The sequence below is a fragment of the Archangium violaceum Cb vi76 genome (assembly GCF_000733295.1).
GTDB classification, from domain to species: Bacteria; Myxococcota; Myxococcia; order Myxococcales; family Myxococcaceae; genus Archangium; species Archangium violaceum.
This window is the reverse complement of record NZ_JPMI01000155.1, coordinates 1-10,723: the sequence shown is the minus strand read 5'-3', so window position 1 is coordinate 10,723 and position 10,723 is coordinate 1. Positions and strand designations below refer to the sequence as shown.

The window sequence follows — 10,723 nt, the reverse complement described above, 5'->3', positions numbered from 1 at the left end:
GAGAGGCCTTCGATTGGAGTTGGCGGAACGCGGTGCCATGCTTCTGGCCATGTCCCTCTTCGATGCCGTGGCCGCTGGTGACCTGGCCCGGGTGGAGGCGCTGCTCGCCGGTGGCGCCGACCCCAATCCCTTCGACTCCGAAGGCCGTACCCCACTCATCCTCGCCGCCGAGAACGGTCATGAGGAGCTCGTGCGCACCCTGCTCGCCGGTGGCGCCGACCCCTCCCTCACCGACCGCCTGGGCGAGTCCGCCCTCCTCAAGGCCGCCGCCCATGAGCACCCCCGCGTCGCCGCCCTCCTCTATCCCCACGCCTCCGAGGACGAGCAGACCATGGCCCGCACCCTCCTGAGGGTGGGCACCGACTTCCTCAACAACCTCCCGCGCGCCCCGACTCCGCCCCCCGACGACTTCCGCCGCAAGCTCGCCTCCGCCAGCGCCTACGTCTCCAACAAGCTCGGCGACTCCAACCCCACCGAGCGCCTCGAGCGCCTGCACCGCGCGGAGAGGAACTCCAAGAAGTCCTGAATCTCCCGCCACAGGCTTTTCTGGAATTCGCCCCCTTTGTTGGGTTTTCAACACCCCCTCCGCTCAGCACTCAACATTTTCCCGGGTGGGTTTCGGGCGGGTCACCGCCTTCCATGTCACCATGGGTGCTGTTCGGTGCGGCCCTGTGGGTCGCGAGGTGCCACGCAGCCCCCATGTGGGGGCTCTCGCCATAGGGGGTCATGCATGATGATGATGGATGAGCGTGTGGTGTTCGGTAACACCTTTCACGGCCTCTTCCAGATAGCGCTGCACGGGAGACTCTCCCTCGCGGCCCGGGCGGCACTCGGGCACATGGGACTCCACCTCGACCGGCAGCCGCTCCCCTTCTACCCGGCGTCCGTCTGGCGCCCCTCCCTCGACATCGTCGTCCGGGACCTCTTCCCCGACCTGCAGCACGAGGAGGCCTACCGCCGGCTCGGCCAGAAGATGGTGACCGACGTGAGCGAGACGGTGCTCGGCCGCGGCATGCTGGCGCTGGGACGCGCCCTCGGGCCCCGCCGGCTGCTCATGCGGATGAACCACAACTTCCGCAACGCCGACAACTACGTGCAGATGCAGCTCAAGGAGCTGGCACCCACCACGTACGAGGTCCACATCAACGAGACGCTCGGCATGCCCTCGTACTACCAGGGCATCATCGAGGCGGCGCTCGGGGCCTCCGGAGCCCGTGAGCCCCATGTGCACCCCGCGCGCGCCGAGGGCGGTGGGTGCACCTACCGCGTCCAGTGGCACTGAGGCAGCGCGGCGCGAGGGGACACGCGAGGGGGCACTCAGTGAGACAGGAGTGAGGCGGCCCGCTGCAACACGCCCCTCCAGCCCGTCAGCTTCACGTCCTCGCACTCCTCGCGGATCAGCGCCCAGCAGCCTTCCTTCTCGTCCGCGCGCAGCTCGTGGCTGGAGCCCGCCGGTGCGCTGTCCCAGTCACCCACCTCCAGGAAGCGGCCCCGGTCCCAGACGCCTCCGGCCAGCACCATTCCCTCCTCTCCCCCCCGGTGCGCGTGCCTCGGGAAGCGGGCGCCGGGCTTCATCTGCACCAGGAAGAGCCCACACCCGCCCGGTGCCTCGCGCACCAGGCGCGCCGTCCGGCTGCCACTGCCCGGCACCGGGTGCCAGCGCCACGCCTCCGCCGGTGGCAGCTCCGCCAGCACCGACGCCGGCAGCGGTACGCCCTCCACCGGCCGCGGCGGCTCGTGCCGGGAGGCCTCCGCCCAGATGCGCTCGAAGAGCCCCGCCGGCACGGGCTCCTCGGGCACGGCCTCGAGCAGCGTGCCGCCGGGCGCGGTGAGCCGCCCCACCTCGCGCGAGCAGGCGGGACAGAAGGACAGGTGCGTCTCCAACAGCAGGCGCAGGGGCACGTCCGCGGCGCCCGTGGCGTACGCCAGCAACCGCTCGGAGGGGGGATGGTTCACGGGCATCATCGCTTCACTCCGTCAGCAGGGCCCGCATGTGTCGCAAGGCCATCCGGATGCGGGACTTCAAGGTGCCCAGCGGGACGGAGAGCTCCGTCGCGGCCTCCTCATGGGTGTAGCCGCCGAGCACCGCCAACTCGACCGCCTGGCGCTGCTCCGGGCTGAGTCCCTCCAGGGCCCGTTCCAGGCTCATCGACAACTCGGGGTCCGCCTGCACGAGCGCCAGCACCGGCCGCTCCGCCTCCGAGGCCCACGCCACTCCTGGCGGCCCACGCCGCCACCGGTCCACCAGCTTGTTGCGGGCGATCCGGTACATCCACGCCAGGGGAGTGCCCTGCTCGGCCTGGTAGCTGGAGGCCTTCTGCCAGATGGCCGTGAAGACCTCCTGCACCACATCCTCGGCGAGCGAGCGATCCCTCGTCACGCGCAGCACGTAGCCCAGCAGCCGGCCCGCGTGCCGCTCGTAGAAGGACTGGAAGGCCGCCTTGCTGCCCCGGGCGATGGCGCCGAGGAGCGCCCCATCCTCCTCCATGGCTCCCCCACCAGGTCCTCTCCAGAGGGCCTACGCGGAAAAGGTGCGGATGGATGAGCGCATGAAAAAGGGGAGGACGCTCGTCAGCGCCTCCCCCGGGGGACGGGCAACCCGTCGTCAGTGGCCGCCTGGACCTAGAACTGATTGGCGCGCGCCTGCTCGAAGGGCACGCGGTGATTCAGGTAGGTCTCCTGGAGGCTGTGGTTCTTGAGGAGGTTGATGCCGCCATCGCCGAAGCGGTGGATGACCGCGTCCTTGCCGGCCTTCTTGGCGAAGGCGAGCGGATCCACGCTGCCACCCAGGCCGGTGAGGGTGGGGACCGCGTCGCGGTTGTTGATGTAGTGCACGTACTTGGGACCATCCGGGTAGGTGGCCGCGGCCGCGCCGAAGGTCTCCACGTTCAGCTTGCTCATCACCTTCTCGGTGTCCGCCTTGGACAACCCATCTTCGATGCGCAGCCGGTTGTAGACGTCCTTGAGCGCGCGGCTGGTGATGAGACCGCCCTGGCTGTAGCCCATGAGGTGCACTTCGCGGCCGGCCTTGAGCTCCGAGTAGACGGTGTCGGCGAGCGTGTCCACGGCCGGGTTGGTGCCCTTGTCCAGCTTGTCCTTCACGCACTGGGCCAGGTCGGAGATGAAGCCCTCGGTGGAGTTGTGGATGCCGATGGCCTTGGCGTTGGTCTTGTCGGCGATGGCCTGGAGGTCGCTGGACTGCCCGGCCTTGTCCGTCATGATGCCGTTGACGTAGATGACGGTCTTGTCGGGGTTGGGGTTGTTGCGGGGGGTGACGCCGGGGATGTCCTTCAGCGACGTGCCGGGCGGGAAGGTCTGGCCACCGGCGCCCACGAACTGGCCGTCATAGACCTTGTCCTTGGGCTTGCTGCCACCCAGCAGGCTCGCCGAGACCTGGCGAGCGGGACCCGCCTCGAAGGTGTCTCCGGCCTGCCTGGTCACCTTGGCGGAGTCGGCCTTCACGGTGTTGACCGCCGGGGTCGTGGTCGGCTGGGCCTTCTCGACGGTCGGGCGGCCCAAGGGGGACGGCTGGTTGCGGTTGATCGAGGTCATGGGGGCTCCTACGTAGTCTTTGGGTGAAATCCGTTGATCCATTCTCCCATGGAGCCCTGTGGAAGTTGCGTATCCCCCGCACTTTTCCCGGCGGACGGGTGGATCAGCGGTCTGGACACCGGGCCTGCCCCATGCTCTCAGTCCGTGAGAATGAGGGGACCGGGGTCATGGGTCGGCTCTTCGCGCGTCGGGTGCTTCGGGATGACCTCCCACGCAGGGGGCCATGATTACGTGAGCGTGTATCGCGGGAGGCCCGCCACTCAACGCGCACTTGTCCTGGCCCTGCTCCTTCCCTTCGCCTCGCCCGCTGCGCTGGCGGCAACGGCAGATTCCTCGATGAATCAGCGCTTCCCCGAGTGAGGCACGGAACACCTGGAGAGAAGTGCTGCCAGGCAGGCAATCGCCCCTCCTCTCCCAGGCCCGAACCGGGCCCCTCCCCGGCGGCACGCCCCCACCTTGGCTGTGCGAGGTGTCATCCCCACCTTCATCGAGCCCTACCCGTCCTGAGGTCCGATGAAAGGACGGAAGGAGAGCAACAATGGAACGCAGCCCACCGACCGGATGGCAGGCGATGGACGCTGCTCTCGCACCTGAGCCCGACGCCTCCGTTCCTCCCCGCGCCCTCTCCCTGAGGCAGTTCATCCTCCGCCTCCGCGAGGCCAATACCCGGGGCGGGCTCCAGGCCATCGAGGCGGTGCTCCGGCAGGGACAGTTGCACCGGCGCGCCGTGGAGCCCTTCGCCCTCCTTCTGGAGGGACGCTACACCCGCACGCTGGTGTACCGGGACGAGGACCTGGAGGTGCTCGTGCTGGGCTGGGGCCGCAACGCCCGCGCCCCCGTCCACGGGCACGACGGCCAGGAGTGTTTCCTGATGACCATCGCGGGCGAGCTCGAGGTCGCCGACTACCGCCTGGTGGCGGGCGGCCAGGAGCCCGGCTACGCGCTCGTCGAGCGCATGGGGCCCCGCCGCACGCTGCTGCCCGGCGCCATGGATCACCGCGGCCCCGCGGCGGAGCTCCACTCGGTGCGCACCGGCGCACGCAGCGGCTTCGCCATTTCGTTGCATGTGTATTCCCGCCCCATCGACCACTGCCTCATCTACGAACCCCGCCGCTCCAGTTGCGAGCTGCGCAAACTCCGTTACGACCGTGTGATGCGCCTCGCCGACCCGAACACCCAGCCCGCTCCCCCGCCGAAGGCCGCACCACGCCCTGGACTCCTCACCCGCGTCTGGAGCTCGCTCTTCCGGCGCGTCCGCGAGGTGAAGGAGACCGTCAAGGACACGCTCGTCCCCGCCCTCGTCGGCGAGGAGTCGGCGAAGATCGCCGTCAAGCGCGTGGAGCACAAATACGCCAACAAGGTGGTGGCGCTCCAGGACGTCAACCTCAACATCCGCTCGGGCGAGTTCGTGTGCCTGCTGGGGCCCTCGGGCTGTGGCAAGTCCACCCTGCTGTACGCGCTGGCGGGACAGATTTCCCCCACCGGCGGGCAGGTGCGCATCGACGGCAAGCCCATCACCGGACCGGGGCCGGACCGGCTGCTCATGTTCCAGGAGTCGGCGCTCTTCCCCTGGCTGTCGGTGCGGCAGAACATCGAGTTCGTGCTCGCCGCCCGGGGCCTGTCCCGGGCCCAACGCGCCGAGCGTGCGCGCCGCTTCATCCGGTACGTGCAACTGGACGGCTTCGAGGACGCGCTGCCGCACGAGCTGTCGGGCGGAATGAAGATGCGCACGGCGCTCGCCCGGGCGCTGGCGGTGGACTCGCCGGTGCTGCTGATGGACGAGCCCTTCGGCTCGCTGGACGCGCAGACGCGCCTGCACATGCACGAGCTGCTGCAGCGCGTCTGGATGGAGACGCACAAGACGATCGTCTTCGTCACCCATGACGTGACGGAGGCGCTGGTGTTGGCCAACCGGGTGGTGGTGATGGCACCGCGGCCCGGCCGCATCCTGAGGGACCTCGAGGTGCGGCTGCCCATGCCCCGGGGCCCCGATGACGTGGCACTGGCGGGGCTGGCGCGGCAGATCCGCTCCATGCTCCGCGAGAGCGAGTCCATGAGCACACCCGGTACCGGCGCCCGGGAAGAACGAGGAACACACCATGAAGGCGTGGCACCTGGGACAGAAGCTGCTGTTCCTCGCGGGACTCCTCGCGGTCTGGGAGCTGCTGGCCCGGTTCGGCCCATGGCCGCATCACCTGTTCCCGGGCCCGAGGGCCGTCACTGAGAGCCTCATCGCCATGGCGCGCGATGGCCGGTTGTGGGACGGCATCACGCGCTCGCTGGGACGGCTCGCGAAGGGCTACGGGCTCTCCGTGTTCATCGGCGTGCCGCTGGGCGTCCTCCTGGGACGGGTGAAGTTCCTGCGGCGGCTGCTGCGTCCGCTGGTGGTGGGCCTGCAGGCGCTCCCCTCCATCTGCTGGCTGCCCCTGGCGCTGCTGTGGTTCGGCCTCACCGAGACGTCCATCATCTTCGTGGTGGTGATGGGCTCGGTGCTGGCCATCGCCATCGCGGTGGAGGACGGCATCATGGGCGTGGATCCGCTGCTGTTGCGCGTGTCCTCCACGTACGGCATCCGCGGGGCGCGCTTCTACGGGGGCGTGCTGCTGCCCGCGGCCCTGCCCGGCATCGTCACCGGGCTCAAGCTGGGGTGGAGCTTCGCCTGGAGGGCCCTCATGGCCGGCGAGCTGCTCTACGTGTCCGGCGGCCTGGGCCAGTTGCTCACCATGGGCCGCGAGCTGATGGAGATTCCCCAGGTGATGGCGGTGATGGTGTGCATCATCGCCGTGGGCACCCTCATCGACCGCGTCCTCTTCCAGACGGTGGAGCTGCGCGTGCGCCGACGCTGGGGACTGACAGCGGCCTGACAGAAGCCTCGTACCCCGGTCCATGTGCGGCGGGCCCCGGCCCGCCCCACCCTCGGTGGCATATGCGTTTCGGGTTCCTCCTGGTGGGTCTCACCGCCCTGTGTCTGGCGGCGAGCGGGTGCAAGAAGGAGCAGTCGGGGGAGGGCTCGGCGAAACAGGGCGTGAAGGAGCAACGGCCGCTGCGCATGGGCTTCTTTCCCAACATCACCCACGGCCAGGCCCTGGTGGGCAATGCCTCGGGCGCCTTCCAGCAGGCCATCCCCGGCATCGAGATGAAGATGTTCAACGCCGGACCGGCCGCCATGGAGGCGCTCAGCTCCGGCTCGCTGGACGTCTCGTACGTGGGCACCGGGCCCGCCATCAACACCTTCCTCAAGGGCGGGCGGGAGCTGCGCGTCATCGCCGCGGCGGCAGACAACGGCGCGGTGCTGGTGACGAAGATGGCGCGCACCCCGGCCGAGCTCGAGGGCAAGACGCTGGGCACTCCCCAGCTCGGCAACACGCAGGACATCGCGCTGCGGCACTGGCTGGGCCAGCAGGACATGAAGGTGGGGCAGGACGTCACCGTCACCCCGCTGTCCAACCCGGGCATCCTCGGCCTCTTCATCAACGGGAAGATCGAAGGGGCCTGGGTGCCCGAGCCGTGGGGCGCCCGGATGATCGCCGAGGGTGGCGGCCACATCCTCGTGGACGAGCGCGACCTGTGGCCGGAGCGGCGCTTCCACACCACGGTGCTCGTCACCACCCAGAAGACACTCGAGGAGCGGCCCGAGCAGATCAAACAATTGCTGCGCGCCCACGTGGAGCTCACGCGCCAGTGGCAGCAGCAGCCCGACGTCTTCACCTCGCGCGTCAACGAGGCCTTCGGCAAGGTGACCGGGCACCCCATCTCCGAGCCCGTGCTGAAGGACGCCTTCTCCCGGCTACAGCCCGCGCTGGAGGTGGAACCGGGCTCGTTGCGGCAGGCCGCCGAGCACGCGCGTCAGCTCGGCTTCATCTCCAGCTCGGACCTGTCGGGCATGGTGGATGACACACTCCTGCGCGAAGTGATGGGCGCCCAGGGCCCGCCCGCGCAGCGGGACGCGGGGCCCTGACGGCGGCGAAACCGGGCGCGCTCAGCTCAGCTTGGGGGGGACGCGGTAGATCTCCTCCACGTCGTCGTGGTTGAAGAGCCCCATCGCCTCGCGCTGCACGATGAGCGTCCACTTGCGGTACTCGGCATCGCGCCGCTTCTCGTCATACTCGGCCAGCTTCTTGTCACGTGCCGGGCTCGGCGCCATGGCCCGCACCTGCTGCCCGAGCTGCTGCAACTCGGTGAGCTGCCGCTCAATCCGCTGTCCGAGGGCCTTGATGCTCGCGGCCGCCTCGGCGCGCATCTCGACTTCAATCGCAAGCGTCCCGCCGACCGGTTTCTTGCTCGACATGTCTCGTCGACCTCGTTCGTGACCGCCACGAAGAAGATAGGAAAAGGGCAGCTCGGCCGCTTGAAGGAATGCGAACCCCGTCTCCCGGTGGATGCACCTTCCTCATGGACCCCGTCAGGCGGGGCTGTCGCCCACGCGCCGCAGGTGGACGACATGCTCCTCCATCGCCCGGCCGAGATGGTAGGAGTCACGCCATGAGCGAGACCCCTCGGGTGCTGCTGGTCGGTGCGGGAGCCGTTGGCCAGGTGTTCGGGAAGTATCTCCAGGCGGCGGACTGCGAGCTCTCCTTCCTCGTGAAGGAGAAGTACGCGGACGAAGCGAGGCGCGGTTTCACCCTCTACGAGCTCGGCATGCTCGAGAAGGACCCCGAGCCGGTGACGTTCTCCGGCTTTGGCGTCCACGTCTCGAACGAGGAGCTCTCGGCGCGGCGGTGGGATCAGGTCTGGCTCTGCGTCTCCTCCACGGCGCTGCGGGCCGGAAACTGGGTGAGCGAGCTCGCCCGGGCCACGGGAGATGCCACCTGGGTCATGCTCCAGCCGTCGCTCGATGACCGCGACTGGCTGCTGCAATGGATTCCTGGGGAGCGGCTCGTCTCCGGCATGATTCCCTTCATCAGCTTCCACGCGCCGCTGAAGCCTGGAGAGCGCTTTCCAAAGCCGGGCACGGCGTTCTGGATGCCCCCGATGACCCGAGGCCCTTTCAGCGGCCCTCCGGAGCGCCTCCAGCGGGTCATCCGCACGCTGCGAGCCGGCGGGTATCCGGCCCGGGCCAGCCAGGACGTGGCGCGCAACGTGGCGATTCCCTCGGCGGTGCTGACCGTCTTCGTGAATGGCCTGGAAGCGGCGGGCTGGAGCTTCGAGCGCTTCCTCCAACACGACTCGCTGGAGCGCGTCCTCCCGGCCGCGCGCGAAGCGGTCCAGGTCGCGGCCTCGCACACGAAGACGAGCGCCTCCGCCGTGCTGCCGCTGCTGCGCCCCGCGCTGTTCAAGCTGCTCCTGCCCGTCGCGGCCGGGCTCACGCCCTTCGACCTGGAGACGTACCTGAAGGTCCACTTCACCAAGGTGGGAGAGCAGACGCGCTTGATGATGAAGACATACGTGGACCTGGGCAGGAGCGCGGGGTTGCCCGTCGAGCACCTCCAGGCCGCGTCGCGCTGAGCGGGAAGGGGCCACCACGGGTTGACCTGACCAGCACTCGCCGTCAACGTGACGTCTCGGAAAATCGGGGCCCTTGGAATGGAGCCACCGGAAAACCGTGTCAGGATGACCTCCGACGTCGAGGAGCATGCCGTGACGCGAGAAGACCCGCTGACTCCACTCCCCCGGAGGGTGGAGGTCGCCATCATCGGGAGTGGATTCGGAGGCCTGTGCATGGCCATCCGGCTCCGGCACACGGGCATCGAGGACTTCGTCCTGCTCGAGAAGGAGCACGAGGTCGGAGGCTGCTGGCGCGACAACGCGTACCCGGGCGCCGCCTGCGACGTGCCCTCGCATCTGTACTCCTTCTCCTTCGAACGCAAGACGGACTGGTCCCGGCACTTCGCGCCCCAGGTGGAGATCCTCGACTACCTGCGCCACTGCGCCGGCAAATACGGCCTCCGCCGTCATCTCCACGTGAACACCGAGGTCACCGGCGCGGAGTTCGACGAGGCCGCAGGCCTCTGGCGCATCCACATCGCGGATGGACGCACGCTCGAGGCCCGGGTGCTGGTGTCGGCCTGCGGGCAGCTCAACCGCCCCGCCCTGCCCAGGCTCCCGGGGCTGGAGCGTTTCGAGGGCAGGCAATTCCACTCGGCCCGGTGGGACCACGGCTACCCGCTCGAGGGCAGGACGGTGGCGGTCATCGGGACCGGGGCCAGCGCCATCCAGTTCGTGCCCCGGATTGCTCCACGGGTGAAGCAGCTCTTCCTGTACCAGCGCTCCGCCCCCTACGTCCTGCCCAAGCCGGACCGCGCCTATGGGTGGCTCGAGCGGGCGCTCTTCTCCCGGCTCCCCGCGTCGCAGCTGGGCAGCCGGTGGTGGACGTACTGGCAACACGAGTCGCGCGTCCTCGTCTTCGAGGGCCCCGCCTGGGTGCGTGGGATTCTCGAGCGCCGCTTCCACAGACACCTGGAGCGCTCCGTGCCGGATCCGCGGCTGCGCCAGGTCCTCACGCCCACCGACCCCATTGGCTGCAAGCGCGTCCTGCTCTCCAACGACTACTACCCCGCACTCACCCGGCCCAACGTGGAGGTCGTCACCGAGGGCATCCGCGAGGTGACCCGCCACGGCCTCATCACCGTGGATGGGAAGGAGCGCGAGGTGGATGCCCTCATCCACGGCACCGGCTTCCAGGCAACGGACTTCCTGGCGCCCATGCGCATCACGGGCCGTGGCGGCCGGGAGCTCAACGCGGCCTGGCGCGAGGGGGCCGAGGCCTACCTGGGACTCACCGTCTCCGGATTCCCCAACCTCTTCCTGCTCTACGGCCCCAACACCAACCTCGGCCACAACTCCATCGTCTTCATGCTGGAGAGCCAGGTGCGCTACGTGCTCGCGTGTCTGCGCGTGCTGCGCGAGCGCAACCTGCGCTTCCTCGACGTGCGCCCGGACGCGCAGCGGGACTTCAACGCCCGGCTGCAACGGAGCCTCGAGCGCTCCGTGTGGGCCGCCGGCTGCTCCAGTTGGTACAAGACCGCCGGGGGCAGGAACACGAACAACTGGCCCGGCTTCACGTTCCGCTACCGCCGCCAGACCCGCGGGCCACGGCTCGCACATTACGAAGCCGTGCATGTCCCCTCTCCCTCTGGGAGAGGGTCAGGGTGAGGGTCTTCACCCCTGGACAACACGAGGGACGNCCCCNCNCNCNCGCGCGCGCGCGCGCGCGCGCGCGCGCGCGCGCGCG

11 protein-coding genes and 1 pseudogene are annotated in these 10,723 nt (G+C 69.3%); 8 read left to right on the top strand and 4 right to left on the bottom strand.

Going from position 1 to position 10,723, the window contains the following annotated elements; all coding sequences use genetic code 11:
• Both Q664_RS22825 and Q664_RS22820 read left to right on the top strand, forming a co-directional pair.
• On the top strand, nucleotides 1-526 hold a 526-nt coding region (locus Q664_RS22825), incomplete at its 5' end, for an ankyrin repeat domain-containing protein (RefSeq protein ID WP_326938729.1).
• Between the two features lie 204 nt (nucleotides 527-730).
• Nucleotides 731-1,282 carry a DUF2378 family protein gene (locus tag Q664_RS22820; protein ID WP_043399408.1) on the top strand — a complete coding sequence of 184 codons (552 nt, stop codon included), beginning with the start codon at nucleotides 731-733 and terminating at the stop codon, nucleotides 1,280-1,282.
• Between the two features lie 35 nt (nucleotides 1,283-1,317).
• On the opposite strand, the gene Q664_RS22815 is transcribed toward Q664_RS22820, so the two are convergent.
• The 3 genes from Q664_RS22815 to Q664_RS22805 form a co-directional block, all read right to left on the bottom strand.
• The gene (locus tag Q664_RS22815) at nucleotides 1,318-1,965 is read right to left on the bottom strand and encodes a cupin domain-containing protein (protein ID WP_043399406.1); all 648 of its coding nucleotides are present in this window, start codon (nucleotides 1,963-1,965) and stop codon (nucleotides 1,318-1,320) included.
• Between the two features lie 4 nt (nucleotides 1,966-1,969).
• Entirely contained in the window at nucleotides 1,970-2,488 is a 519-nt protein-coding gene (locus Q664_RS22810; protein ID WP_043399401.1) for an RNA polymerase sigma factor, read from the bottom strand.
• Between the two features lie 134 nt (nucleotides 2,489-2,622).
• Nucleotides 2,623-3,552: an alpha/beta hydrolase gene (locus Q664_RS22805; protein WP_043399397.1), complete on the bottom strand. Its 930-nt coding sequence runs from the start codon at nucleotides 3,550-3,552 to the stop codon at nucleotides 2,623-2,625.
• A gap of 538 nt (nucleotides 3,553-4,090) precedes the next feature.
• Here Q664_RS22805 and Q664_RS63115 point away from each other — a divergent pair.
• From Q664_RS63115 to Q664_RS22790, 4 genes and pseudogenes are all read left to right on the top strand, one after another.
• Nucleotides 4,091-4,645: pseudogene (locus Q664_RS63115) on the top strand (cysteine dioxygenase); the annotation flags it as partial.
• Between the two features lie 168 nt (nucleotides 4,646-4,813).
• Nucleotides 4,814-5,776: an ABC transporter ATP-binding protein gene (locus tag Q664_RS63110; RefSeq protein WP_425117445.1), complete on the top strand. Its 963-nt coding sequence runs from the start codon at nucleotides 4,814-4,816 to the stop codon at nucleotides 5,774-5,776.
• Nucleotides 5,682-6,416, top strand: a complete 735-nt coding sequence (locus tag Q664_RS22795; protein WP_235216835.1) for an ABC transporter permease — start codon at nucleotides 5,682-5,684, stop codon at nucleotides 6,414-6,416. The genes Q664_RS63110 and Q664_RS22795 overlap by 95 nt, the downstream gene beginning before the upstream one ends.
• Before the next feature lie 62 nt (nucleotides 6,417-6,478).
• Nucleotides 6,479-7,510 carry an ABC transporter substrate-binding protein gene (locus tag Q664_RS22790; protein WP_043399389.1) on the top strand — a complete coding sequence of 344 codons (1,032 nt, stop codon included), beginning with the start codon at nucleotides 6,479-6,481 and terminating at the stop codon, nucleotides 7,508-7,510.
• A gap of 21 nt (nucleotides 7,511-7,531) precedes the next feature.
• Here Q664_RS22790 and Q664_RS22785 read toward each other — a convergent pair whose 3' ends face one another.
• Entirely contained in the window at nucleotides 7,532-7,840 is a 309-nt protein-coding gene (locus Q664_RS22785) for a hypothetical protein (RefSeq protein ID WP_043399387.1), read from the bottom strand.
• Nucleotides 7,841-8,034: 194 nt separating this feature from the next.
• On the opposite strand from Q664_RS22785, the gene Q664_RS22780 reads away from it, so the two are divergent.
• Both Q664_RS22780 and Q664_RS22775 read left to right on the top strand, forming a co-directional pair.
• Nucleotides 8,035-8,997: a ketopantoate reductase family protein gene (locus Q664_RS22780; RefSeq protein WP_043399383.1), complete on the top strand. Its 963-nt coding sequence runs from the start codon at nucleotides 8,035-8,037 to the stop codon at nucleotides 8,995-8,997.
• Between the two features lie 132 nt (nucleotides 8,998-9,129).
• On the top strand, nucleotides 9,130-10,644 hold the full coding sequence (locus Q664_RS22775) for a flavin-containing monooxygenase (RefSeq protein ID WP_235216834.1): 1,515 nt from the start codon (nucleotides 9,130-9,132) through the stop codon (nucleotides 10,642-10,644).
• Nucleotides 10,645-10,723: the final 79 nt, after the last annotated feature.

Coding starts and splice junctions, on each gene's coding strand:
- Q664_RS22820 (WP_043399408.1), top strand. CDS start 731: ATGATGATGATGGATGAGCGTGTGGTGTTCGGTAACACCTTTCACGGC.
- Q664_RS22815 (WP_043399406.1), bottom strand. CDS start 1,965: ATGATGCCCGTGAACCATCCCCCCTCCGAGCGGTTGCTGGCGTACGCC.
- Q664_RS22810 (WP_043399401.1), bottom strand. CDS start 2,488: ATGGAGGAGGATGGGGCGCTCCTCGGCGCCATCGCCCGGGGCAGCAAG.
- Q664_RS22805 (WP_043399397.1), bottom strand. CDS start 3,552: ATGACCTCGATCAACCGCAACCAGCCGTCCCCCTTGGGCCGCCCGACC.
- Q664_RS22790 (WP_043399389.1), top strand. CDS start 6,479: ATGCGTTTCGGGTTCCTCCTGGTGGGTCTCACCGCCCTGTGTCTGGCG.
- Q664_RS22785 (WP_043399387.1), bottom strand. CDS start 7,840: ATGTCGAGCAAGAAACCGGTCGGCGGGACGCTTGCGATTGAAGTCGAG.
- Q664_RS22780 (WP_043399383.1), top strand. CDS start 8,035: ATGAGCGAGACCCCTCGGGTGCTGCTGGTCGGTGCGGGAGCCGTTGGC.